The following is a 23,073-nucleotide window of genomic DNA, read 5'->3' on the forward strand; positions in this document are numbered from 1 at the left end:
CAAGCCGGGCAAGCCCGAGGAGCACAAGCCCGGCAAGGCCGAGGAGCACAAGCCGAGCAAGCCCGAGGAGCACAAGCCCGGCAAGCCCGAGGAGCACAAGCCGAGCAAGCCCGAGGAGCACAAGCCCGGCAAGCCCGAGGAGCACGGCAAGCCCGACGGCCAGGAGCAGCACCAGGGCCAGGACCAGGACCAGAACTCCGCGCAGCACCAGGGCCAGGCCCAAAAGGTCGATGTGGCGGTCGTCGTGCAGAACAGCGTCGCCAACAACGTCGACAACACCGCCGCCAGCAACTCGAACAACTCCTCGGAGAACAGCTCCAAGAACACCGCCCTCAACCTGAACAAGATCAAGTTCGTCGCGGAGGAGGGCGAGGAACGGCCGGCGCACAAGCCGGCCCACCATGGCGAGCACGAGATGAAGCCCGGCCACCACGGCAAGGGCGAGGAGCACCACGGCGAGCACGAGATGAAGCCCGGCCACCACGGCAAGGGCGAGGAGCACCACGGCGAGCTGGCCCAGACGGGCGCGCCGAAGACCCCCGTCCTGCTCGGCCTCTCGGCCGCGTTCCTCGCGGCCGGCGCGGCGGCCACGCGGATCAGCCGCCGGCGCGCTTCGCAGCGGTAACCCACCCCTGAGGCGGGTGCAGCGCAGGAAGTCGGCCCGGCCGACTTCCTGCGCTCTCGCATGTCCGCGCCCGACACTCCTCTTCCGGTCAACTCCCTTACTGGACGAGGTTCCCGGCGATGACCGCCGCTCCCGCAGACCGCACCGGCCCCGATGTCGCCCTCGTGCCCGCCGCGTACGGCGTGTAGGCCCGGAGCGATATCGACGCCGCCGTCCACGAGTACCTGGGCGCCTCGTACGCGATGTGGGGCGAGCCGCACTCCGAGCCCGTCGCCTACCGCAGCGGCGGGCACGTCGTCGTCCACGGTGTCCTCGCCGACGGCGACCCGCTCGACATCACCGCCGCCGACGTGTTCACCGTCCGCGACGGGCGGATCGTGGGCATGCGCGCCTACGCCGACCCGTCCGAGGTGCTGCAGGGCGGCGGCGCTTCGTGTCCTGACTCCGCGTCGGTCGTTGATCCCCGGTGGAATGGATCATGCAGATCCGACGCGGAGTCGGCGGGAGTGGGCTGCTGTGCCGTGCTCGCGGCATTCGACGCCCCGCGCCTCAACTGAAAGCCCCCTCATGCCCGTTCGCCTTCGCCGCGCGGTGGCCTTGGCCGCTGTCGCGTCGCTGTCCCTGTTCCCGGCCGCCGCGCACTCGGCGGAGCCGGTGGCGTACACGCTGCGCAACGCCCGTGCCGGCACCTGCCTGCACCACACCTTCGGCACCGCCCAGGTGCGCCTGGAGCCGTGCGAGGCGGTGCCCGAACAGCGTTGGGAGCTACGGCCGGAGGGCGCCTCCCTCAACGTCTCGGCGTTCGACCCGGAGAAGGGCGGCCGGGGCTGCGTGGCCATCGGCGACGGCTGGAACGTCCGTTACGGGCAGTGCCGCACGACGGAGGCCGCCTGGGACCTCGCCCCCGGCAGCCACGTCCGCGTCCGGTCGGAGTCCGAGCTCAACGACAACGATCTGTATCTGACGCAGACGCGGGCGGGGAACCTCGGCGCCCAGCCCGGCGGCGACTGCCTCGCCGCGGACTGGGTCGTGACCGAGGCGCCCTGAGCCGTTGCCCGTCGGGCGGCGCGCCGGCGGTGGAGGGGGACCGGCGGGGTGCGGCTGGCCAACGCCTCGCTGATGCGCGCGAGTTGGGACGGCGCCGTGACGTCGGGGAGTTCGCGGACCGGGACGAAGCGGGCGCCGAGCAGGCCGCTCTTGTGCTGGGGCGGGACGGCGAGGGGGGGTGTCGTCGCGGACGGTGCCGCCGTCGAGGACGTCGTCGGGGCGGGCGGCGCCGCCCGGGAGGATCGGCCCGTCCGTGCGGTCCGGGCCGACGAGGAGGACGTGGGTCGACCGCCCGAGGTCGACGAGGCCGGCCGCAAGGAGCGCCATGCGGGTGAATGCGGGATCAATCGGCTCAAGCGCCGGGCCTGCCGTCCGCTACGGGGCGACCGTGCTGGTCGCGGCCATCGACGGATGGCTGCGACCGGCACCTTCACAACAGATCCTGGGCGAGGTTGTCGGTGACGCGCTGGAGCACGGAGACCGCAGTGGCGTACTCCTGCTCCGTGATGTCGCCGAGGAGTTGCGCGCGCACCCGGTCCATGTGTTCCTTCGTTGTCGCCAGGCCCGCGCGGCCCTGTTCCGTGAGGGTCAGCCGGCCGTCCGCGCCGGTGTCGAGCCAGCCCCGGTGCACGAGGGCGTCGGCGGCGTGGACGATCACCTGGGTGCCCATGCCGTAGGGTACGGCCACGGCGCGGATCTCCTCCCTGGTGAGGCCCTGCTCGGCCCGGACGATGTTGTTGAGCGCCCACCACTGGGGCTGGGTCACGTCGATGCGTGCCAGGGCGGCCTGCGAGTGCCGCAGGATCGCCTCGGTGGCGCCCCAGGCGACCAGGGCGATGGGCCGCTGGCCGAGCGTGGCGGTGCCGTTCTGCGGGGTGTTCACGGTCGTCATGATCGCCAAGCTAGGACCTCAAGTGCGGTTGAGGTCAAGGTCGTGGCGCCGCCGCCACGAGATACGGGGAACGTGCCGTGCGCCGAGTGGCGACCATGCCGGTCGCAGTCCTCAACGAGCGGCTGTAACCAGCACTTTCGCAACAGCCCCCACAAGGCCCCCGTGCCGCTGTGGGGCAGCGTGATCCTCACGCGCGGCGACATCCGCAACGAGGCCACCACCGCCCGGGCCGAGGACGTCGAGAACACCGGCACCCACCAGAACGACGGCTTCGCGGACGTGACGCCCGTCCGCGCCTCCAAGGACCCGGGCGGCCCGGGCCAACACCTCGCGCACCAGGCCGAGTTGGTCGAGCAGGACGACCAGGTCGAGGTCCGCGTGCTCGCGGGTCGTCTCCCCGATCAGGGCGTCCGGCGGGCGCGGTTCCACCCCGCGGGACGAAGCCCGACCGGTCCCGCCTCTCGCACCCGGCTGCCCCCGGTTCGCCTTCCGCGCGGGCACGGGACGCTCACGACGGACGGCCGGGCGTCCCGTGCGGGACGACGGGACCGGGCGAAGGCGGATGGACCGGGCGTCCGGCAGCCGGCCGGGGAACGTGCCGTCGGAGCCGGAGATTCGGTTCTCCGCCGGGCCGGCCCTGGCGGTAACCCTGGTGGGGCGAGCCTCCCTCCGGTGCCCGGCACGCGCGCACGGGGCGCGTGGTGTCGGACACCGGCGTCCCCGTCGAGCGCCTGCCGCCGGGCACCGGCCCGTTGTCGGACCCCCGCGCTAGCGTGCGGCCATGACGATCCCCCTCACCCTCGCGCCCTGGTCCGAGCAGGGCCTCGACCTGCTGCACCGACAGAACACCCCCGAACTGACCGAGCACCTCGGCGGGGTGGAGAGCGAGGAGCAGGTCCGGCGCCGCCACGAGCGCTACCTCGCGCTCACCGGCGGGCAGATGTTCCTGCTCCTGCAGGGCGGCGAGATCGCCGGCTCGGTCGGCTACTGGACGCACGCCTGGGAGGGCCAGGACGTCTACGAGACCGGGTACGCCGTCCTGCCCGGGTTCCAGGGCCGGGGCCTGGCGGTGCGGGCGCTGCTGCTGTGCGCCGAGCGGGCCGGGCGCGAGGGCACGCCGCCCTGGCTGCACGCCTTCCCCTCGGTGCACCACGACGCCTCCAACACGGTGTGCCGCAAGGCGGGCTTCGAGCTGGTCGGCGAGGTCGGCTTCGAGTACCCGCCGGGCAACCCCATCCGCTCCAACAACTGGCGTCTGCCCTTGGCTGGTTGAGGCAGGCGGAGTCGGGCCGCCCGGACCTACGCCGCCGCGGGCAGCGGTGCGATCTCGGCGGCCCACCGCGGGTACAGCGCCGCCTTCTCCTCGTGCAGTGCGAGGATCCTCCCGGCCAGGTCCGGCGTCATGTCGTCGGACAGGTCGGGGCCGATGGCGATCCGGGCCAGGTGGGGCATGATCTGCGGGTCCCCGGCCAGGTGCACGGGGTCGTGCATGTAGCGCCGCAGGGCGTCCAGGTCGGCTATGCCCACGCAGTAGGCGTGGGTGAAGCCGTCCTCCTCCCCCAGGCTCTGACCGACCGTCCCGAAGGACACCGATTCCACCGAGGCCGTGCGGCGCATCACCGTGAGCACGTGCTCGCGCTGCTGCTCGGTGGTGTCCCGTTTGAACGCGAACCTCAGCATGTGGACGATCACGCCACTCTCCACCCTTCACCCTTCGCTGAACCCGTGGGTTCAGAAGTGTCAACCGGCGCCGGACGTACGGGCCGTGGGCGGATCGAGCGGCGACAGGCCATCCTGGACGCCGCGTTCACGGTCTTCGCCCGGCGCGGCTACGCGCAGACGTGCGTGCAGGAGATCGCCCGGGAGGCGGGCGTCGCCAAGCCGACCGTCTACAACCACCTGCACGACAAGGAGAGCCTCTTCCGCGAGGCGGTCGAGGCCGCCGCCGACCGCATCGCCGCCCGCGCTCTCACCGTCCTCGACGAGCTGCGCCCGTCCCCCGCCGGCGCCGACCCCCGCCCGGCGCTGACCACCGCGGCGCGCGGGCTGCTGTCCGCGCTGACCTGCGAAGAGGCGTCCGCCGTACGGCAGCTGGCCGCCTCCCCGCCCGCCCGGTTTCCCGATCTCGCGGCGGGGGTGCGCGAGCGCACCGCGCTGCGGGTGCGCGCCGCCCTCGCCGACCGGCTGGCCCGCCTGGCCCTCGCCGGGCGGCTGCGCCCATGCGACCCGGACCAGGCCGCCGAACACCTGCTGTCGCTGCTCACCGGGCCGCTGGACTACCGGCCGGACGCCGACCCCGGGCCGCTGGCGCAGGCGGCCGTCGACGTGTTCGTGCGCGCGTACGCCCCCTGATCGGGCCGGGTCCGGGCAGTCGTCGCACCGGGGGCGCCGGGTGGGCGGCGGCCGCACGCGCCCGCCGCGCCGTTCGCGCGGCCGGCGCTGCTGCCGGGGGCGCAGCTGGAGCCGGTGGAGTCGCCGATCTCCAACGGGCACCGGTCGCTGCCGGTGCTGCTGGGCGGCGATGCGCAGGGCGTCCGGGCGGGCCTTGCGCCCGGTTACCCGGTGTGCGCGGGCGCACCGGGTGACGGGGCGGCGGTTCAGCGGCCTTCGGGGGTGGTGGCCCGGCCGAAGCCGGCGACGAAGGCGGTGATCAGGCGGGCGAACTCGGTGCGGTCGGTGTCGGGCCAGTCGGCCATCGCGCGGGCGAAGACCTCGCGGCGCAAGCGGTGGGCGCGGTCCAGCTGTTCGCGGCCGGCGGGGGTGAGGGCGAGCAGGGTGCGGCGGGCGTCGCGCGGGTCGCTGCCGCGTTCCAGCCAGCCCTCCTCGACGGTGCGCAGCACCAGGCGGCTGGCGCGGGGCTGGTCGACGCCGAGGGCGGCGGCGACGTCGGTGACCGCGCAGGGGCCGTCGTGGGCCTCGACGGCGTCGAGTACGCCGAACAGGGTGGGGTCGATGGCGCGGGCGCCGTCGGGCGGGGCGATGCGGCCCAGGGAGCGGCGGGTCTGGCTGCGACGGATGGCGACCATGGCGCGTTCGACGGCGGCGACGGCTTCCCGTTGCTGCGGGCTCTTCTCCTGCTTCGACATGCATGCTAGGTTACAACTGTTGTAAAAAGACATGCATCAAGGGGGATCGCCGTCATGACCGCTTCCGGGCCGCCCGACGTCCGCGAGCAGCGCCCGCTCGGCTACTGGCTGCGGCACATCGACGGCGCCATCGAGCGGTGCATGGCCCGTCTGTTCGCCGCCGACGCCCTGCGCCGGCGCGACTGGCAGGTCCTCAACACCGTCGCCTGCGGGCCGCTGACCGCCGCCGAGGTCGACGAGACCATGGCCGCCTTCCTCACCGCCGACGAGCCCACCATGCGCCCCTACCTGGACGGCCTCGCCGCCCGCGGCTGGGTGCGCATCGGCCCCGACGCCGTCGCCCTGACCGACGAGGGCCGCGCCGCCCACCGGCGTATCTCCGCCCAGGCCGCCGCGCTGCGCGGGCGGCTGACGGCCTGCGTGACACCGGAGGAGTTCACCACCTTGATGACCCTGCTGCAGCGCCTCGCCGCGCACGTCGACACCCTCACCGAAGCCGCGTAGCGCCCGCCACGGCAAACCGGGCCCACCGCACAGGACGTCGGCCCCGTCGACTTCCCGCTCCCCCGTCCCGACGGCCCGGCGGCCCGGCGGCCCACCCGTGCGAACGGGCGCGAGGTCCTCCTCGCCGAGCGGCCGCAGGCCTTCCCGCATCCGCCCTGGCCCGTCGGCGGGAATCCCGCGTCCTCCCCGTCACCGGCGGCCGGTCCTGCACAGTTGGGGGCCACGGGCCCGCACGCGGCGGGCCGGAGCGGGAGGAGCGGACCGTGGCGTTCGCCGACTACCAGAACGAGATCTACCTCGACGGGCTGCGCGGGGTCGTGCCGCGGCTGCCGATGACGTTCGCGCAGTCGGAGGCGCCGGCCCTGGCCGCGCTGCCCGCTGCGGTCCGCTCGTACGTCGCGGGCGGCGCCGGCGACGAGTACACCCAGCGCGCCAACGTGTCCGCGTTCGAGCGGTGGGGCCTGGTGCCGCGGATGCTGGTCGGCGCGAAGGAACGGGACCTGTCCCTCGACCTGTTCGGCCTGCGTCTGCCCTCGCCGCTGTTCCTGGCGCCGATCGGGGTGATCGGACTGTGCGCCCAGGACGGCCACGGCGACCTCGCCACCGCCCGGGCCGCCGCCCGCACCGGTGTGCCGATGGTCGCCTCCACGCTGACGGTCGATCCGATGGAGGAGGTGGCGGCCGAGTTCGGCGGCACGCCCGGCTTCTTCCAGCTCTACACCCCCACCGACCGGGAGCTGGCCGAGAGCCTGGTGCGCCGGGCCGAGGCCGCCGGGTTCAAGGGCATCGTGGTCACCCTGGACACCTGGGTCACCGGCTGGCGCCCCCGCGACCTGGCCGCCGCCAACTTCCCCCAGCTGCGCGGGAACTGCCTGGCCAACTACACCAGCGACCCCGTCTTCCGCTCCCGCCTGGCCAAGTCCCCCGAGCAGGACCCGGGCGCGGCGGTGCTGCTCTGGGCGCAGCTCTTCGGCAACCCCCTCACCTGGGAGGACCTGCCGTGGCTGCGTTCGCTCACCGACCTGCCGCTGATCCTCAAGGGCCTCTGCCACCCGGACGACGTCCGCCGGGCCGCGGACGCGGGCGTGGACGGCGTCTACTGCTCCAACCACGGCGGGCGGCAGGCCAACGGCGGGCTGCCGGCGCTGGAGTGCCTGCCGGGCGTGGTCGGGGCGGCCGGCGCCCTGCCGGTGCTGTTCGACTCCGGTGTGCGCTCGGGGGCCGATGTCGTCAAGGCGATCGCCCTGGGTGCCACCGCGGTGGGCGTGGGCCGCCCGTACGCCTACGGGCTGGCGCTGGGCGGGGTGGACGGCGTCGTGCACGTGCTGCGTTCCCTGCTGGCCGAGGCCGACCTGCTCATGGCCGTCGACGGCTACCCGGCCCTGGCGGACCTGACGCCGGGTGCGCTGCGCCGTACCGGCTGAGCCGGGCCCTTGCGCCGGGCCGTGGGGTGGCGGTCATGCCCGTACCCATCGAGCTGGTGATCTTCGACTGCGACGGTGTGCTGCTGGACAGCGAGCGCCTGGCCGTGACGGTGGACGCGCGGGTGGCCGCGGACGTCGGGTGGCCGTTGTCGGTGGAGGAGGTGGTGGAGCGGTTCGTCGGGCGCTCGCACGCCTACATGACCGCCGAGCTCGCGGCGCACGCGAGCGTGCCGCTGGAAAGCGGCTGGGAGCGGAGGTACCAGCACCTGTACGACGAGGTGTTCGCCGCCGAACTCGCGCCCGTGGACGGGGTGGTGGAGGCGCTGGCCCACCTGGAACGGGACGGGGTGCGCGACTGCGTGGCCTCCTCCAGCAGCCACGGCCGGCTGCGCCGCACCCTGGGGCGGACCGGGCTGCCGGCGCGCTTCGAGGGGCGGATCTTCAGCGCCGAGGAGGTCGCCGAGGGCAAGCCCGCCCCCGACCTGTTCCTGCACGCCGCGCAGGCGATGGGCGTCGATCCGGCCGCCTGTCTGGTGGTGGAGGACAGCAAGTACGGGGTGGCGGCCGCCCGCGCGGCCGGGATGCGCTCGCTCGGCTTCCACGGCGGCCTCACCCCCGGCCACTGGCTCGCCGGCCCCGGCACCCGCCTGTTCGACGACATGCGCGCCCTGCCCGGGCTGATCGCCGGGGCCGCCGGGCTGGCGCTGCCTTAGAGCGGCGCCCGTGCACGGCGGCGCGCCCCTGTCGGATGTCAGGGACCGCCGCCGCGCCCGCGTTCCTAGGCTGGCGAGCACTGGCCCCGACCTCACGTCAGGGCCGCTCCACCAGCAAGGGAGAACCACCCATGCGCAGGATCACCCACGCCCTGGCCGCCCTCGGGATCGCCGCCGCCGCGCTGACCACCCTGGGCACCGGCGGCGCCGGCGCCGCCGACGGCTCCTGGGCGGGCTGCCCGCACGGCGCCGTGTGCGTCTACCCGCAGGACCAGAACCCGGCCTCCGCCCCCAGCGACGTGTACTGGAGCTACGGCGCCCACAACCTGAGCAACCAGAACGGCAACCACTGGGTGCTCAACAACCAGTCGGGCGGCGCCCACGCCCACCTGTGCCGCGGCTCGGGCGGCTCCGACTGCGTGTACGACATCCCCGCCCAGAACGGCGTCTACTACGACCTGGGCCCGATCAACTCCATCACTCTCGACCGGCCCTGACGATCGTCATATCAGGCCGGGGTGTCCGCCGCGTCCGGGGGGACGGCGGACACCCCCTTTTCACCGCTCCCAGCGCGCGGCGAACCCCGCGCCGGAGCGGGTGACGCGCGCGGCGCCGGGTCCGGCGAAGTGCGCCGGGAGCACCAGCTCCTGCTGATCGGCGGCCCGTTCCAGGATCCGCAGTCGGCTGGCCGCCGCCTGCGCCGCGTCCAGGCAGAAGCAGCTGTTGCAGGAGGGATGCGCCAGCTGGACCGGCGAGTGCAGCAGGTCCCCCACGAACACCGCCCGCTCGCCGTGCGACTCCAGGCGCAGCACCGAGGAGCCTGGTGTGTGGCCGGGGGCCTCCTCCAGGGCCAGGCCCGCGCCGATGCGCCGTGTGCCCGACCACTCGACGCCTTGCCCGGCGGCGAGTACGGGGGCGACGCTGTCGGTGAAGACCTGGTCCCACTCGGCCCGGTTCGCCGGGTCCACCGCGCTGCTGGTGCGGGCGGGGTGGGCGGCGGCCGGGTCGAAGAAGGCCCGGTCGGCGGCGGGCAGGTAGTAGACGGCGTTGGGGAAGGTCGGTGCCCAGTCCCCGTCCTGCCGGCGGGTGTTCCAGCCGACGTGGTCGGCGTGCAGGTGGGTGTTGACCACCGCGTCCACCTGTTCCGGTCGCACCCCCGCCTCGGCGAGCAGTTCCAGGAAGCGGCCCCGGCGCTGGTGGAACATGGGGGTGGCGGGCCTCTCGCGCCCGTCGCCGACGCCGGTGTCCACCAGGACGGTGTGCCCGCCGCCGCGCACCACCCAGGTCTGCAGCGCGCCGACGTAGGAGCCGTCGGCCGGGTCGTAGTGGTCGGGGGCGAGGTCGCCGGTGTCGCCGGTGTCGCCGCCGCGCCAGGCGTGTTCGGCGAGGTCGGGCACGATCCGCGCGGCCGGCGCGAACGGGCCCTGCCACTCCAGCACCCGGACGATCTCCAGGTCCCCCAGTGCGATCCGCTCCACGGTCATCCCCTCCACCACTTGCCGTCGTTGTCTGCACGTCGAGCCTAGGAAGCCGGGATGAGCCGCTCAATGCGTCAGTGGCCTGCCCGGATACGCGATCGGCTCACTACGCTGGCTGCCATGGACGTGGTCAGTGATGCGATCGCCGCCGTACGGGTGGGCCGGCCCTCCTCCAACCGGCTGCGCGCGGGAGGGCGCTGGGGTGCGTGGATCCCCGCCCACGCGGGCGCGGGCTTCCATGTGGTGCTGGCCGGCTCCTGCTGGCTGCTGGCCGAGGGCGGCGGGGCGGTGCGCCTGGGGCCGGGGGACGCGGTGCTGCTGCCGCACGGCACCGGACACGCCCTGTCCAGCGGCGAGCTGACACATCGTCAGGCGAGGGCGCTGCCCGAGCTGGACGCCCTCCTCGCCCGGCGGACCGCCCCGAGCCCGCGGGAGGACGGCGCGGAGCTGCTGTGCGGCAAGTACCGCCTCGACCGCGGCCCGGGCCACCCGCTGATGCGCGAGCTGCCCACCGTCGTCCACCTGCCCACCCGCACCGGCGATCATCCCGAACTACGGGCGGCCGTCGGCCTGTTGGGCGCCGAGCTGGCCGCGGATCGCCCCGGCGGTCGGCTCGCCGTGCCCGCCCTGATCGACCTGCTGCTGGTCTACCTGGTGCGCGCCTGGACCGGCCGCCCCGGCGCCGGCGGCTGGAGCGCGGCGCTGGCCGACCCGGTGGTGGCCGCTGCTCTGGCGGCCGTCCACGAGGACCCCGCCCGCCCGTGGACCGCCGCCGCCCTGGCCCACCGCGCAGGCGTCTCCCGCGCCACTCTCACCCGCCGCTTCACCGCGCTGGCCGGCCGCCCGCCGATGGCCTACCTGACCTGGTGGCGGATGACCCGGGCCGCCGCCCTGCTGCGCCAGGGCGGCGAGCCGCTGGAGGCCGTCGCCCGCCAGGTCGGCTACGGCAGCCCGTACGCGCTCTCGCACGCCTTCGCCCGCGAGTTCGGCACCACCCCCGGCCGCTACCGCACCACCGCGGCCACGGGCAGGCCCGAACCGGCCGGCGTTCATGAAGATAACGACTAGCAGAGGACTCCCCAGAGGCTGGTTTGACTTATTGACGCCATGTGCGTGGTCAGGTTTAACTCCCCCCACCCGCCGCGAAGTTGCGGCGCCCCCAGGGAGAGGCACCCTATGAACGCCGCACTGCGTCGCGCCCTCGTCTCCGCCGCCGCCCTCGCGCTGGCCCTGTCCGTGACCGCCGCCTGTGGCAAGGCCGGTGGCGACAAGAAGGACTCCGCCGCCTCCGGCGACGACAAGTCCATCGGTCTGCTGCTGCCCGAGAACGCGTCCTCCACCCGCTACGAGTCCTTCGACCGCCCGTTCATCGAGGCCAAGGTCAAGGCCCTGTGCGCGCAGTGCAAGGTGCTCTACAACAACGCCGAGGGCAGCGCCGCCAAGCAGAAGCAGCAGTTCGACACCCTGCTCGCCCAGGGCGTGAAGGTGATCGTCCTGGACGCCTTCGACGCCAAGTCCACCCAGGGCTGGGTCCAGGAGGCCGCCGCCAAGGGCGTCAAGGTCCTCGCCTACGACCGCCTGGCCACCGGCCCGGTCGCCGCCTACGTCTCCTTCGACAACGAGAAGGTCGGCGAACTCCAGGGCCAGGCCCTGCTGGACGCCCTCGGGGACAAGGCCGCCGACGCCGACATCGTCATGATCGACGGCGACGAGGCCGACCCCAACGCCGCCCAGTTCAAGGCCGGCGCCCACAAGGTCCTCGACGGCAAGATCAAGAAGGTCGTCTACGAGCAGTCCGGCGAGTGGAAGCCCACCGTCGCCGGCCAGAAGATCGCCGCCGCCGTCACCCAGTTCGGCAGGAACGGCTTCCAGGCCGTCTACTCCGCCAACGACGGCATGGCCGGCGCCATCATCACCCAGCTCCAGGGCTCCGGCATCAAGGTCCCCGTCGGCGGCCAGGACGCCGGCCTCGACGCCGTCCAGCGCGTCGTGGGCGGCGACCAGGCCTACACCATCTACAAGGCCTACCGCCCGCTCGCCGACAACGCCGCCGAACTGGCCGTCGACCTCCTGCAGGGCAAGGACGTCAGGACGGTCGCCGGCGCCACCACGGACAGCGCCACCGACAAGGACATCCCCGCCAAGCTGCTCGACGCCAAGGTCGTCACCAAGGCCAACATCCAGGACACCGTCATCGCCGACGGCCTCTACAAGGCCGCCGACATCTGCACCGCCGACTACGCCGCCGCCTGCACCGCCGCCGGCCTCAAGTAGCCCTACACCCGAGGCGGTTCACGTGACAGGCGCACCCGTCCTGCGACTGCGGTCGGTCTCCAAGCGCTTCGGCGCCGTCCAGGCCCTCACCGACGTCGACCTCGCCGTCCACCCGGGCGAGGTGCTCGCCCTCGTCGGCGACAACGGCGCCGGCAAGTCCACCCTCGTCAAGACCATCGCCGGCGTCCACCCCGTGGACGAGGGAACGATCGAGTGGGAGGGCGGGGCGGTCTCCATCGGCCGCCCCAACGACGCCCAGGCCCTCGGCATCGCCACCGTCTACCAGGACCTCGCCCTGTGCGACAACCTCGACGTCATCGCCAACCTCTTCCTCGGCCGCGAGAAGCGCCGCCTCGGGCTGCTCGACGAGGTCGCCATGGAGCAGCACGCCCGCCGGCTGCTGGACACCCTCTCCATCCGCATCCCCGACGTGCGAAGGCCCGTCGCGGCGCTGTCCGGCGGGCAGCGCCAGGTCGTGGCCATCGCCCGCGCGCTGGTGGGCGAGCCCTCCGTCGTGCTGCTGGACGAGCCCACGGCGGCCCTGGGCGTCGAGCAGACCGCGCAGGTCCTGGACCTGGTGGAGCGGCTGCGCGAGCGCGGCCTCGCCGTGATCCTGGTCAGCCACAACATGGCCGACGTGACCGCGGTGGCGGACACCGTGGCCGTGCTGCGGCTGGGCCGCAACAACGGCCTGTTCCCCGTCGCCGGCACCACCCAGGAACGGATCGTCGCCGCGATCACCGGCGCCACCGACAACGCCCACGCCCGCCGCCGGGCCCGCCGCACCGAGGAGGACGGCGCATGACCACCCCCGCCACCGACCCGAGGGCCCACGTGAGCGCGGCGACCCGGGCCGCACGCACCGAGGCCGCCCGGCGCCGGCTCGCCTCCGGCGAACTCGGCTCCCTGCCCGTCGTCGTCGGGCTCGTCGCGATCGCCGTCGTCTTCCAGTGCGTCACCCACCACTTCCTGCAGGCCGACAACCTCACCAACATCACCCGCTTCATCGCCGGGCCCGGACTGATCGCGGTCGGCGTGGTGTTCGTGCTGATCCTCGGCGAGATCGACCTCTCGCTCGGCTCGGTCGCGGGCGCCACCTCGGCCGTCGCGGCCGTGCTGGCGGTGCGCCAGGGCTGGCCGGAGTGGGCGGCGATCCTCGCCGCGCTCGGCACGGCCTGCGTGATGGGGCTGCTGCACGGCCTGCTGTTCGCCCGGGTGGGCGTGCCCGCGTTCGTGGTCACCCTGGCCGGGATGCTCGCCTGGAGCGGCCTGCAGGAGTGGGTCCTCGGCGACGGCGGCACCGTCAACAACCGCCACAACGGCATCATCGCCTCCCTGGACTCCACCTTCCTCGGCGACGGCGACATCGCCTACGCCTGGGGCCTGGCGCTCATCGCCCCCGCCGCCTACCTGCTCGCCCGGCTGCGCACCGCCCGCCGCCGCGCCGCCGCGGGACTGGCCGCCCGGCCCCTCGCCGACACCGCGCTGCGGGCGGGGGCGCTGGCGCTGCCGTGCCTGGTCGCCGCGTACGCCCTCAACCAGGACCGCGGGCTGCCGCTGTCCCTGGTCGTCCTGCTCGGGGTGGTGGTGGCCACCGACTTCACGCTGCGCCGCACCCGCTACGGGCGCCAGGTGTTCGCGGTCGGCGGCAGCGTCGAGGCCGCCCGCCGCGCCGGCGTCGACGTCGCCCGGGTACGGGTCACGGTGTTCCTGCTCTCCTCCCTGCTGGCCGGCCTCGGCGGCCTGTTCTACGCCTCCCAGCAGGGCTCGGCGGACAAGCAACTGGGCAGCGGCAACGTCCTGATGATGGCCATCGCCGCCGCCGTGATCGGCGGCACCAGCCTCTTCGGCGGCCGCGGCAACGCCTGGTCGGCGCTGCTGGGCATCCTGGTGATCCAGTCCATCACCACCGGCCTGGACATGGTCCACGCCGCCCAGGCCATCCAGTACATGATCACCGGCGCGGTGCTGCTGGCGGCCGTCGTCCTCGACTCCCTGACGCGGCGCACCCGGGCGGGCGCCGGCCGGACCTAGGACGGCCCGCCCCCGGGCCCCGCACCCGGCCCCCATTCCCGGGCCTCGTCACCCCACCGGGGCGGCGGGGACGGGGAGTTGGATCACCCCGCCCCCGGCGGGACCGTCGATCGGGCCGCGCGCCCGGGCTCCAGGGGCGGCTAGATCCTGCCGGAGAAGGTGTCGCACCGGGTGAGGTCGCCGCTGCGGTAGCCGGTGGTGAACCAGGCCTTGCGCTGGTCGGAGGAGCCGTGCGTCCACGCCTCCGGGTCGATCTTCCCGGTGGCCTGCTTCTGGATCCGGTCGTCACCGACGGCCGCGGCCGCGTCCAGGCCCTGGGCGATGTCCTGGTCGGTGAGGACGGCGATCAGCGGACGGCCGGTGGAGGGCTGCGGGGTGGTGGTGGCATGGTGCGCCCACACCCCGGCGTAGCAGTCGGCCTGCAGTTCCAGGCGCACCGAGGCGCTGTTGGCGCCCTGGCGGTCGCCTCCGACCTTCTGCATCGCGCCGGTGAGGGTCTGGATGTGGTGACCGTACTCGTGGGCGACCACGTAGGACTCGGCGAAGGGGCCGCCCTTGGCGCCGAAGCGGGTGGAGAGCTCGTCGAAGAAGCCGAGGTCGAAGTAGGCCCGCTGGTCGCCGGGGCAGTAGAACGGGCCCACCGCCGAGGTCGCCGGCCCGCAGGCGGTGGAGACCCGGTCGGTGAACAGCACGGTCTGGGCGGGCTTGTACGCCGCCTTGGTGCGCTGCGGCAGCTCGGTGCGCCAGAACTCCTGCAGGCTGTTGGTGACCGCCGTGATGCGGCAGTCCTGGCGCTTGTTGGCGTCCGCGCCGCTCTTGCAGGACTGCTCCACCTCGCCGCCGGTGCGGGCGCCGGAGGAGGAGGTGCCACCTCCCCCGGAGGACAGGCCCAGCAGCTTGGGGTCGACGCCGAGGAGGACCGCGACCAGCACCGCGACCAGGCCCACGGCCCCGCCGCCGATGGCGACCTTCCCGCCGGGCAAGCCGCGCCGGTCGTCCACCTGCGAGGTGTCGAGGTCGCCCTGGTCGTCGAACTGCATGCCCCTGCCTGCCCGCTTCTGTCGCTCTGTCGCTTCAGTGATGTTCTGTGCCGCCTACGGCCCGCCCAGCCTACGGGTAGCGGCCCCTGACGCGCCGCAGCCGCAGCGTCACGCGCGGGCGCCGCGGCCGGGGCGTCACACCGAGGCGCCGACCACCCGCAGCAGCTCCAGTCGCGAGGCGCACTCGCTGCCGGGCGGCGCGGTGTGCACCAGCAGCAGCTGGTCCTGCCCGCCCGCGGCCAGCACCTCGCACTCCAGCTCCAGCTCCCCCACCACCGGATGCAGCACCCGCTTGCGGCCGCTGCGCCGCACCGCCACCTCGTGGCGCTCCCAGTACGCGGCGAACTCCTCACCGGTGGCGAGGAGTTCGGTGAGCAGCTCGGCGGCCCGCCGGTCCCCGGGGCGGGCCGCGTGCGCCGCGCGCAGGCCCGCCACATGGGCGCGGGCCAGCGCGTCGTGGTCCTCGGACGGGAACAGGGCGCGGCCGGCCGGGTCGGTGAACCAGCGCAGCAGCAGGTTGCGCCGCTCGGGCGCCGGCGCGGTGAGGTCCCCGAACACGGCGGCGGCCATCGCGTTCTGCGCCAGCACGTCCCCGAGGTCGGAGACCACCTGGGCGGGCGCATCGTGCAGCCGGTCCAGGATCAGCAGCAGCCCCGGGCGCACATGCGTCAGCACGCCGTGGCGGCGCGGCGGCTCGTGCCCGGCCAGGTGGAACAGGTGGTCGCGCTCGTCCTCGCTCAGCCGCAGCGCCCGGGCCAGCGCGGCCAGCAGCTGCGGCGAGGGCTGCGGCCCGCGCCGTTGCTCCAGGCGCGTGTAGTAGTCGACGGACAGTCCCGCCAGCTGCGCCACCTCCTCCCGGCGCAGCCCGGGGGTGCGGCGCCGGGTCCCGGGCGCCAGGCCGACGTCGGCGGGGGCCAGGCGGGCGCGGGCGCGGCTGAGGAAGTCGGCGAGGGCGTCACGGTCGATCATGTGGCCCAGCATGGCGCGGCCGGGCCCGCCTCGGCCAGGGATCACCGGTGCCCGGGTCGGCCTGACGGACGGTGCGACGGATGGTCTAGGGTCGTCCCCCGTGTCCGAATCCCCGTCATCCTCGCCCTACCTGACCGAGACCGCCGACGCGTACGACGCCGTGGCCGTGCGCTACGCCGACCTCGTCCGCGGCGGGCTCGCCGGCCTGCCGCTGGACCGCTCGTTCGTCACCGCGTTCGCCGACCTCGTCCGGGCCGCCGGCCCCGCCGCGGTGGCGGACCTGGGCTGCGGGCCCGGCTACCTGAGCGCGGCCCTGCGGGAGGCGGGGCTGGACGTGTTCGGCGTCGACCTGTCGCCGGCGCTCATCGGCATCGCCCGCCGGACGTACCCGGGGCTGCGCTTCGAGGTGGGCTCGATGGGCGCGCTGGAGACGGCCGACGGCGAGCTGGGCGGGGTGGTGTCCTGGTACTCGCTCATCCACACCCCGCCGGCCGAACTGCCCGCCTACCTGGCCGAGTTCCGCCGGGTGCTGGCGCCGGGCGGGCACGCGCTGCTGGCCTTCTTCGAGTCCGAGGGCGCCCCGGTGACGGTCTTCGACCACAAGGTGGCACCCGCCTACCGCTGGCCGATCGACGCCCTCGCCGAACTCGCGGGCGGGGCCGGGTTCGCCGAGGTCGGCCGCATGCTGCGTGAGCCCGGCGACGGCGAGCGCCACCGGCGCGGGCACCTGCTGCTGCGCGCGCGGTAGCCGGCGGCCCCGTGGTCGCCCTCGCGCCCGGGCGGGGCGGTACCCGCCTGCGGCGGGCCCGCCGCGGGCGGATAGCGTACGGCCGTGATCAACTCGACGCCTCCCGGGTGGTACCCGGTCCCCGGTGCGGACGGCACCCCCGGGTACGAGCGCTGGTGGGACGGCAACGCCTGGACCAGTGAGGTCCGCCCGCTCCAGGGCGGCGCCGGACAGAGCGCCGGCGCGCCGGCCCCGGCCTGGCAGCCGCAGGCCCCGCAGGGCGGCTACGGCTACCCGGGGCAGGACGGCGCCCAGGCCCCCGGCTACGGCTACCCCGGCCCGCAGGCCTACCTCGGTGCGCAGGCCTACCCCGGTGCGGGCTACGGCCGTCCCGGCCCGGGGTACCCGCCTGCGCCGCCGCCCCGGCGCGGCAGGACCGGTGTGATCGTCGGCACCGCGGTCGGCGTGCTGGCCGTGGGCGGGATCATCGCCGCGTTCGCGTTCGGCCACGGCGGCGACCCGCAGGCCGGCCCGACCCCTGGCCCCACCGTCCCGGCCAGCCGGAGCGAGAGCCCCTCGCCGGCTCCCACCCCCGCCCCGACCACCCCGGTGGCCAAGCCCGTGCCGGCCGTCACGGGGATCGTGCCGGACGCGCAGCACGCGATCACCCTGCCGATCCTGGAGGGCTGGTCCACGGAGACCGGCCGCCCGAACACCTCGGTCTACCTCGGCAGCGGCACGTACACCTGCCCCGACGGCCGGTCCTGCATCCGGGGCATGTTCGCGGTCGCGAAGAACCCCCTCCAGGGCGCCACGGCCAAGGACGCCGCCGACGCCGCGATGCCCGCCTGGGCGGAGGGCCTCTACCCCGGGCTCACCCAGCACACCGACTACGGTTCCGGCCCCATGAGTGTGGACGGCGTGCCCGGCTACGCCGAGCGCTGGCACGTGCGCAACTCGGCCGGCCTCCAGGGCTACGTCCTGCTCGCCACCTTCCGGGCCGAGGGCGGCGGCTACGTCGCGTTCCAGGGCGCGGTGGACGACGACGCGCTCTCGCCCGACAAGGACGCGCTGGAGCAGATCCTCAGCGGCGTCAAGCAGTCCGGCTCCTCCGGCAGCGGCACCTGACGGGCTGCGGCCCTCCTCGACGCGCCGCAGCCGCGTCCGGTGACCGGGATCGCGTCGGCCCCCGCTCGCCGGGCGCGGCCCGCCCGCAGGCGGCCGGCGGCGGGTGAGCGCCACCGGTGGTGCGCGGATGAGGGGCGGGGCCCGGCCTCAGCCAGGGATCGGCGGTCCCCGGTTCGACGGGTCTCTGCCGTCCCCGCCCCGGCGCGGGCAGGCTGGTGGACGTCGAAGAGGGCGACCCGGGAAGGGGACGGGGACATGACGCGGATTCTGGTGACGGGCGCGACCGGTTCGGTGGGGCGGCGGCTGGTGCCGCGCCTGGTGCGGTGGGCCGGGGCCGAGGGCGGTTCGGTGCGGGTGCTGGTGCGCGACCGGGCGAAGGCGCAGGGCCTGGGCGATGTCGAGACGGTGGTCGGTGACCTGTGCGAACAGGCGGACCGGGCGAGGGCGCTGGACGGCGCCGAGGTGGTCCTCAACGTGGCGGCGGCGCTGCGCGGGGTGCCGGACGAGCAGGCCTGGGCGGTGAACCGGGACGCGGCCGTGGCGTTGGGCCGTGAGGCGGCGAAGGCCGGGGTGGCCAGGTTCGTGCACACCAGCACCAACCTGGTGTACGGGCGGGGCCTGGGCCGCCCGGCGGTGGAGCGGGACCGGCTCGCGCCGCACGAGGCGTGGGGCGTGTACGCGGCGTCCAAGGCGCGGGCCGAGGCGGGCCTGCGCGACATCGGGGACGAACTGCCGCTGGTCATCGCCCGGTTGGCGTTCGTGTACGGCGAGGGAGATCCGCATCTGGCGCAGTCGCTGCACTGGGCCGGGAACTGGCCCGCGCACCAGCGTCTGGCGGTGGTGCACCACGCGGATGTGGCGCAGGCGCTGTGGCGGGCGGTGGTGACCCCGGGTATCGAGGGCCGTACCTACAACGTGTCGGACGACGCCCCGCTGACCGCCTGGGACCTGCACGCGCTCAACGGCCGGGCGCACCCGGGTGGTTCGCAGCAGGTGGAGTTCGACCCGTGGGAGGGGCAGGTGTCCACCGCCGCCGCGCGCCGGGACCTGGGCTGGCGCCCGCTGTACCCGTCGGCGTGGGCGGCGGCCGAGGCCGGCGCGCTGTAGGGCGGGCCTTGTGGTGCCCGGCCCCGCCGCCGCAAGGACGGCGGGGCCGGGCGGGTCGGCTCACCCGAGTGACGGTGCGGGCGCGTAGCCGGCCGGGCGGGTGGTGAAGGTGCCGCGGCCCTTGGTGCGGCCGCGCAGGCGGCCCGCGTAGCCGAACAGTTCGGCCAGCGGCACCAGCGCGCTCACCTGCGCCGCGCCGTCACGCCCCGAGGCGGTGCCCTGCACCTGGCCGCGGCGCGCGGCCAGGTCCCCCAGCACCGCGCCGAGGGTGTCCTCGGGCACGGTGGCGCTCACCTCGGCGAGCGGCTCCAGCAGGTGCAGCCGCGCCGAGCGCAGCGCCTCGCGCAGGCCCTGGCGGGCGGCGGTGCGGAAGGCGAGTTCCGAGGAGTCCTTGGGGTGGGTGATGCCGTCGGTGAGGGTGACGGCGACGCCGACGACGGGGTGGCCGCCCAGCGGCCCCTCGGCGAGCGCGTCGCGGCAGCCGGCCTCGACGGCCTGCACGTACTCGCGCGGCACCCGCCCGCCGGTGACGGTGGAGGCGAACGCGAAGCCGTCACCGGCCGGCCTGACGTCGAGGACGATGTGGGCGAACTGGCCCGCGCCGCCCTCCTGTTTGGCGTGCCGGAAGACGAAGCCGCTCACACCCTCCACCAGGGCCTCGCGCAGCGCGACCTGGGGGCGGCCCACCACCGCCTCCACGCCGGCCTCGCGGCGCACCTTCTCCACCGCCACCTCCAGGTGCAGCTCCCCCAGCCCCGACAGGGTGCGCTGCCCGGTCTGCGGGTCGGTGGCCAGGCGCAGCGAGGGGTCCTCCTCGGCGAGGCGGGTGAGGGCGGCGGTGAGCTTGTCGGTGTCGGCGGCGCGGCGGGCCTCGACGGCGACGGTGACGACAGGTTCGGCGCTCACGGCTGCCTCCAGCAGGATCGGGTGGTCGGGGTCGCACAGGGTGGCGCCGACGCGGGCGGCCTTGGGGCCGATGACGGCGACGATGTCGCCGGCCAGGGCGTGGTCGATCTCGGTGTGGCGGTCGGCCATCACGCGCAGGATGCGGGCGATGCGCTCGGTGCGGCCGGTGGCGGCGTCGAGCACGGTGTCGCCCTTGCGCAGGGTGCCGGTGTACAGGCGCAGGTAGGTGAGGCGGCCGGTGGGGGCCGCGGTCACCTTGAACGCCAGGGCGGTCAGGGGCCGGCGGGGGTCGGCGCCGTGCTGCCCGGCCCGCTCGCCGTGGTCGTCCGCCCGGTCTTGATCGGCGGCCCGGCCCTGGTCGGCGGCCCGTACGGGTGGGGCGTCGAGGGGTGAGGGCAGGTAGGCGACGGCGGCGTCCAGCAGCGGTTCGATGCCGCGGTTGCGGTAGGCGGAGCCGCACAGCACCACCACGGCCTCGCCGGTGCGGGTGAGTTCGCGCAGGGCGGCGGTGAGGGTGGCGGCGTCGAGGGCGCCGTGGGTGCAGAACTCCTCCAGGGCTTCGGGGTGCAGTTCGGCCACCGCCTCCTCCAGGGCGCGGCGGCGTGCGGTGGTGTCGGCGCTGAGGTGGTCGGGCACCGGGCCGTGCGTCAGGGTGCCGTCGTCGTCCCAGGTGAGGGCGCGCAGGTGGACGAGGTCGATGACGCCGGTGAAGGACTCCTCGGTGCCCACGGGCAGTTGGACGGCGAGCGGGCGCGGGTGCAGGCGTTCGCGGATGGAGGCGAGCGCGGTGTCCAGGTCGGCTCCGGCGCGGTCGAGTTTGTTGACGAAGGCGATCCGGGGCACGCCGTGGCGTTCGGCCTGGCGCCACACCGATTCGCTCTGCGGCTCGACGCCGGCGACCGCGTCGAACACCGCGACGGCGCCGTCCAGGACGCGCAGCGAGCGTTCGACCTCGTCGGCGAAGTCGACGTGGCCGGGGGTGTCGATGAGGTTGATCCGGTGCCCGGCCCAGGCGCAGCTGACGGCGGCGGCGAAGATGGTGATGCCGCGGTCGCGTTCCTGGGGGTCGAAGTCGGTGACGGTGGTGCCGTTGTGGACTTCGCCGCGCTTGTGGGTGGTGCCGGTGAGGTAGAGGATCCGCTCGGTGACGGTGGTCTTGCCGGCGTCGACGTGGGCGAGGATGCCGAGGTTGCGGACGGCGGCGATGGCGGCGGCAGCGGTGGTGGTGCGGGTGCGGGCGGTGGTGGTGCGGGTGGTGGTGTCGGTGCGCATGGCCCGGTTGCCTTTCGGGGGCGGTGGTGACGGGTGGGCGCGCGATTGACACAGTGCCGCTTGGTTCTGAGGTCTCGTCGGATTGCTGGCGAGGAAAGGCCCGTACGAAGGGTGCGGACAGGTTCAGACGGTGGCGGCACTGTTCCGGTGCCGGCCGCGCAGCGGGCACCGGAAGGGCGGGGACACCAGGATCACCTCGTACCGCGACGCGGGAGAGGGGGCGGCGGCGCTGTGCTTCGGCATGGCCGCCCTCCCCCTCTCGCCTTGCTGTCGTCGTCACGGTCGTCCGCGCGTCGGGGCGCGGCTGCGTGGCGAGTGTAGGGAAGGCGGGTCCGGCTCCGCGAAGGGTTTTACGGCGACGGCTTCGACGGCGCGCGCAAGCGCAGTACCGGCTCCGACCAGTGGTCCTGGTCGCGCACCCCGGCATCCAGGGCGGCGCCGATGGCGCGTTCCTCGTAGCGGAAGTGGGACTCCATGATGGCGGCCAGTCCGTCGAGTTCGCGGCCGATCGCCTCCAGGTCGGCGCCCGGTGTCGCGGCGCCCTGTTCGGCGAGTTCGCGCACTCGGGTGAGGATGCGGGAGATGAAGCCGTGGTCCTCGACGAGTGTGGCCACGGTCGGTGCGAGGTCGGGCCGTTCGCGCACCAGGGCGGTGAACAGGCCTTCGTCCTCGCCCTGGTGATGGTTGGTCAGGGCGGTGCAGAAGGCAAGGCAGTGGGTGAGCAGGACGTCGTCGTCCAGGCGGCGCCGGCCGAGTCCGGTGCGGACGTCGGCAAGGCGGCGGCGCAGTTCCCGGTGGGCTTGGGCGAGTTGGAGACCGAGGGCGGCCGTTCGGCCGTTGACGGGGGAGGCCACGAGTGGGCGGTCCCTTCGGTTTGGCACCTCCATGCCTGGCGCGGTCCGCCACCGGCACGCGATGCTGCCCGCCATCGGATCACGGCACCCACCGCCGCGGCAAGCCCGGCCGCGCCGGGTGCCGCGGGCGGGCGGGGCGCGGGCACCCGCGCGGGAAGGCCGGCAGGGTGGGACCGTCCGGCAGGGGCGGCGGGCCCGCCGCAGCGGGCGGGTGGAGTGGCCCGACGTGGACGTGCGCTTTGGCGCGGTCCTCGACTACCGGCGGCGGACCAGCAGAATGTGACCCATGACCAGCGACGCTCCCCCGCCCGGCCCCGACCCCGACCACCTGGGCCAGTCCGCCCCCCTGCCACCCGGCTGGGAGAACCCGGCGGTGCGGGCGGACCGGCGCCTGGTGGAGCTGCTGCAGGAGCTGCGGGTGCTGCAGACCGGCGTGCAGATCGTCTTCGCCTTCCTGCTCGGCGTCGCCTTCACCCCGCGCTTCGCCGAACTCAGCGACGCCCAGCAGGACATCTACATCGCCACCCTGCTGCTGGCCGTCATCGCCGCCGCCGTCCTGGCCACGCCCGTCGCCCTGCACCGCGGCCTGTTCCACCATCCCGGCAAGGCCCGCATCGTCGACGTGTCCACCCGCATCGCCCAGGTCGGCCTGCTGCTGCTCGCCTCCGCCCTGACCGGGGCCGTGCTGCTGGTCCTGGACGTCGTCCTCGGCACGCCGCTGGCCGTCACGATCGCCTGCGTCATCGGCCTGATCTTCACCGCCCTGTGGTTCGTCCTGCCCTGGGCGGTGCGCCGCGCCACCACCCGCGACCGGCCCTGACAGCCCTGCCCCCCTTCGCCGCCGCCCGCGAATCGTTGCGGGCGGCGGCGCGGGGACCGAGCCCGGGGCCGGACCGGGCCGGCGCCTACCCTTCGTCAAGGCCGGGGCGCGCTGTTCGGCCCCGGTAGTCGTTCGCCCCGCACGGGACAACGAGCCGCCGCCTCCGGAGGTTT

25 protein-coding genes and 1 pseudogene are annotated in these 23,073 nt (G+C 74.8%); 17 read left to right on the forward strand and 9 right to left on the reverse strand.

Annotation, left to right across the window (positions count from 1 at the left end; all coding sequences use genetic code 11):
• The 3 genes and pseudogenes from ABZW30_RS30890 to ABZW30_RS30900 form a co-directional block, all read left to right on the forward strand.
• Positions 1 to 625, forward strand: a pseudogene (locus ABZW30_RS30890) (hypothetical protein); the annotation flags it as partial.
• Between the two features lie 242 nt (positions 626 to 867).
• On the forward strand, positions 868 to 1,182 hold the full coding sequence (locus ABZW30_RS30895; protein ID WP_355674510.1) for a hypothetical protein: 315 nt from the start codon (positions 868 to 870) through the stop codon (positions 1,180 to 1,182).
• A 10-nt stretch (positions 1,183 to 1,192) separates the two neighbouring features.
• Complete coding sequence (locus tag ABZW30_RS30900) at positions 1,193 to 1,672, forward strand: hypothetical protein (RefSeq protein ID WP_355674511.1); 480 nt, start codon at positions 1,193 to 1,195, stop codon at positions 1,670 to 1,672.
• 430 nt (positions 1,673 to 2,102) lie between these two features.
• Here the strand turns inward: ABZW30_RS30900 and ABZW30_RS30905 are convergent, their stop codons facing one another.
• Together ABZW30_RS30905 and ABZW30_RS30910 are read right to left on the reverse strand one after the other, a co-directional pair.
• Positions 2,103 to 2,564, reverse strand: coding sequence for a MarR family transcriptional regulator (locus ABZW30_RS30905; protein WP_355674512.1), 462 nt, complete (start codon positions 2,562 to 2,564; stop codon positions 2,103 to 2,105).
• Between the two features lie 111 nt (positions 2,565 to 2,675).
• On the reverse strand, positions 2,676 to 2,993 hold the full coding sequence (locus ABZW30_RS30910; RefSeq protein ID WP_355674513.1) for a hypothetical protein: 318 nt from the start codon (positions 2,991 to 2,993) through the stop codon (positions 2,676 to 2,678).
• Positions 2,994 to 3,345: 352 nt separating this feature from the next.
• On the opposite strand from ABZW30_RS30910, the gene ABZW30_RS30915 reads away from it, so the two are divergent.
• The gene (locus ABZW30_RS30915; RefSeq protein WP_355674514.1) at positions 3,346 to 3,837 is read left to right on the forward strand and encodes a GNAT family N-acetyltransferase; all 492 of its coding nucleotides are present in this window, start codon (positions 3,346 to 3,348) and stop codon (positions 3,835 to 3,837) included.
• 26 nt (positions 3,838 to 3,863) lie between these two features.
• Here the strand turns inward: ABZW30_RS30915 and ABZW30_RS30920 are convergent, their stop codons facing one another.
• Positions 3,864 to 4,256, reverse strand: coding sequence for a Dabb family protein (locus ABZW30_RS30920; protein WP_355674515.1), 393 nt, complete (start codon positions 4,254 to 4,256; stop codon positions 3,864 to 3,866).
• A gap of 33 nt (positions 4,257 to 4,289) precedes the next feature.
• Between ABZW30_RS30920 and ABZW30_RS30925 the strand changes: the two genes are divergently transcribed.
• The gene (locus ABZW30_RS30925; RefSeq protein ID WP_355674516.1) at positions 4,290 to 4,916 is read left to right on the forward strand and encodes a TetR/AcrR family transcriptional regulator; all 627 of its coding nucleotides are present in this window, start codon (positions 4,290 to 4,292) and stop codon (positions 4,914 to 4,916) included.
• Between the two features lie 245 nt (positions 4,917 to 5,161).
• Here ABZW30_RS30925 and ABZW30_RS30930 read toward each other — a convergent pair whose 3' ends face one another.
• A complete protein-coding gene (locus ABZW30_RS30930) occupies positions 5,162 to 5,650 on the reverse strand; it encodes a MarR family winged helix-turn-helix transcriptional regulator (RefSeq protein WP_355674517.1) in 489 nt (162 codons plus the stop codon).
• 54 nt (positions 5,651 to 5,704) lie between these two features.
• Between ABZW30_RS30930 and ABZW30_RS30935 the strand changes: the two genes are divergently transcribed.
• The 4 genes from ABZW30_RS30935 (at position 5,705) to ABZW30_RS30950 (ending at position 8,788) form a co-directional block, all read left to right on the forward strand.
• Entirely contained in the window at positions 5,705 to 6,154 is a 450-nt protein-coding gene (locus tag ABZW30_RS30935; protein ID WP_355674518.1) for a hypothetical protein, read from the forward strand.
• Between the two features lie 263 nt (positions 6,155 to 6,417).
• A complete protein-coding gene (locus ABZW30_RS30940) occupies positions 6,418 to 7,578 on the forward strand; it encodes an alpha-hydroxy-acid oxidizing protein (RefSeq protein ID WP_355674519.1) in 1,161 nt (386 codons plus the stop codon).
• Positions 7,579 to 7,613: 35 nt separating this feature from the next.
• The gene (locus tag ABZW30_RS30945) at positions 7,614 to 8,291 is read left to right on the forward strand and encodes an HAD family phosphatase (RefSeq protein WP_355674520.1); all 678 of its coding nucleotides are present in this window, start codon (positions 7,614 to 7,616) and stop codon (positions 8,289 to 8,291) included.
• Between the two features lie 131 nt (positions 8,292 to 8,422).
• A complete protein-coding gene (locus ABZW30_RS30950; RefSeq protein WP_355674521.1) occupies positions 8,423 to 8,788 on the forward strand; it encodes a hypothetical protein in 366 nt (121 codons plus the stop codon).
• A 60-nt stretch (positions 8,789 to 8,848) separates the two neighbouring features.
• Here ABZW30_RS30950 and ABZW30_RS30955 read toward each other — a convergent pair whose 3' ends face one another.
• Entirely contained in the window at positions 8,849 to 9,775 is a 927-nt protein-coding gene (locus ABZW30_RS30955; RefSeq protein ID WP_355674522.1) for an MBL fold metallo-hydrolase, read from the reverse strand.
• Positions 9,776 to 9,889: 114 nt separating this feature from the next.
• Here ABZW30_RS30955 and ABZW30_RS30960 point away from each other — a divergent pair, with 114 nt between their 5' ends.
• From ABZW30_RS30960 to ABZW30_RS30975, 4 genes are all read left to right on the forward strand, one after another.
• A complete protein-coding gene (locus ABZW30_RS30960) occupies positions 9,890 to 10,837 on the forward strand; it encodes an AraC family transcriptional regulator (protein WP_355674523.1) in 948 nt (315 codons plus the stop codon).
• Positions 10,838 to 10,945: 108 nt separating this feature from the next.
• Complete coding sequence (locus ABZW30_RS30965; protein ID WP_355674524.1) at positions 10,946 to 12,043, forward strand: substrate-binding domain-containing protein; 1,098 nt, start codon at positions 10,946 to 10,948, stop codon at positions 12,041 to 12,043.
• A gap of 22 nt (positions 12,044 to 12,065) precedes the next feature.
• Positions 12,066 to 12,848, forward strand: coding sequence for an ATP-binding cassette domain-containing protein (locus ABZW30_RS30970; RefSeq protein WP_355674525.1), 783 nt, complete (start codon positions 12,066 to 12,068; stop codon positions 12,846 to 12,848).
• Positions 12,845 to 14,077 (forward strand): sugar ABC transporter permease, encoded by a 1,233-nt coding sequence (locus ABZW30_RS30975; protein WP_355674526.1) that lies wholly within the window; start codon positions 12,845 to 12,847, stop codon positions 14,075 to 14,077. The genes ABZW30_RS30970 and ABZW30_RS30975 overlap by 4 nt, the downstream gene beginning before the upstream one ends.
• A gap of 140 nt (positions 14,078 to 14,217) precedes the next feature.
• Here ABZW30_RS30975 and ABZW30_RS30980 read toward each other — a convergent pair whose 3' ends face one another.
• Together ABZW30_RS30980 and ABZW30_RS30985 are read right to left on the reverse strand one after the other, a co-directional pair.
• On the reverse strand, positions 14,218 to 15,117 hold the full coding sequence (locus ABZW30_RS30980; RefSeq protein ID WP_355674527.1) for a neutral zinc metallopeptidase: 900 nt from the start codon (positions 15,115 to 15,117) through the stop codon (positions 14,218 to 14,220).
• 135 nt (positions 15,118 to 15,252) lie between these two features.
• Positions 15,253 to 16,083 (reverse strand): helix-turn-helix transcriptional regulator, encoded by an 831-nt coding sequence (locus ABZW30_RS30985; protein ID WP_355674557.1) that lies wholly within the window; start codon positions 16,081 to 16,083, stop codon positions 15,253 to 15,255.
• Positions 16,084 to 16,186: 103 nt separating this feature from the next.
• On the opposite strand from ABZW30_RS30985, the gene ABZW30_RS30990 reads away from it, so the two are divergent.
• From ABZW30_RS30990 to ABZW30_RS31000, 3 genes are all read left to right on the forward strand, one after another.
• A complete protein-coding gene (locus tag ABZW30_RS30990) occupies positions 16,187 to 16,834 on the forward strand; it encodes a class I SAM-dependent methyltransferase (protein ID WP_355674528.1) in 648 nt (215 codons plus the stop codon).
• A gap of 84 nt (positions 16,835 to 16,918) precedes the next feature.
• Positions 16,919 to 17,941 (forward strand): DUF2510 domain-containing protein, encoded by a 1,023-nt coding sequence (locus tag ABZW30_RS30995; protein ID WP_355674529.1) that lies wholly within the window; start codon positions 16,919 to 16,921, stop codon positions 17,939 to 17,941.
• Positions 17,942 to 18,196: 255 nt separating this feature from the next.
• A complete protein-coding gene (locus tag ABZW30_RS31000; protein ID WP_355674530.1) occupies positions 18,197 to 19,048 on the forward strand; it encodes an NAD(P)-dependent oxidoreductase in 852 nt (283 codons plus the stop codon).
• Between the two features lie 60 nt (positions 19,049 to 19,108).
• Here ABZW30_RS31000 and fusA read toward each other — a convergent pair whose 3' ends face one another.
• Together fusA and ABZW30_RS31010 are read right to left on the reverse strand one after the other, a co-directional pair.
• Entirely contained in the window at positions 19,109 to 21,226 is a 2,118-nt protein-coding gene (fusA, locus tag ABZW30_RS31005) for an elongation factor G (RefSeq protein WP_355674531.1), read from the reverse strand.
• Between the two features lie 350 nt (positions 21,227 to 21,576).
• The gene (locus ABZW30_RS31010) at positions 21,577 to 22,080 is read right to left on the reverse strand and encodes a hemerythrin domain-containing protein (RefSeq protein WP_355674532.1); all 504 of its coding nucleotides are present in this window, start codon (positions 22,078 to 22,080) and stop codon (positions 21,577 to 21,579) included.
• A gap of 286 nt (positions 22,081 to 22,366) precedes the next feature.
• Between ABZW30_RS31010 and ABZW30_RS31015 the strand changes: the two genes are divergently transcribed.
• A complete protein-coding gene (locus ABZW30_RS31015; protein WP_355674533.1) occupies positions 22,367 to 22,900 on the forward strand; it encodes a DUF6328 family protein in 534 nt (177 codons plus the stop codon).
• The last annotated feature ends 173 nt before the right edge of the window (positions 22,901 to 23,073 follow it).

Source organism: Kitasatospora sp. NPDC004669, from assembly GCF_040609455.1.
GTDB lineage: Bacteria > Actinomycetota > Actinomycetes > Streptomycetales > Streptomycetaceae > Kitasatospora.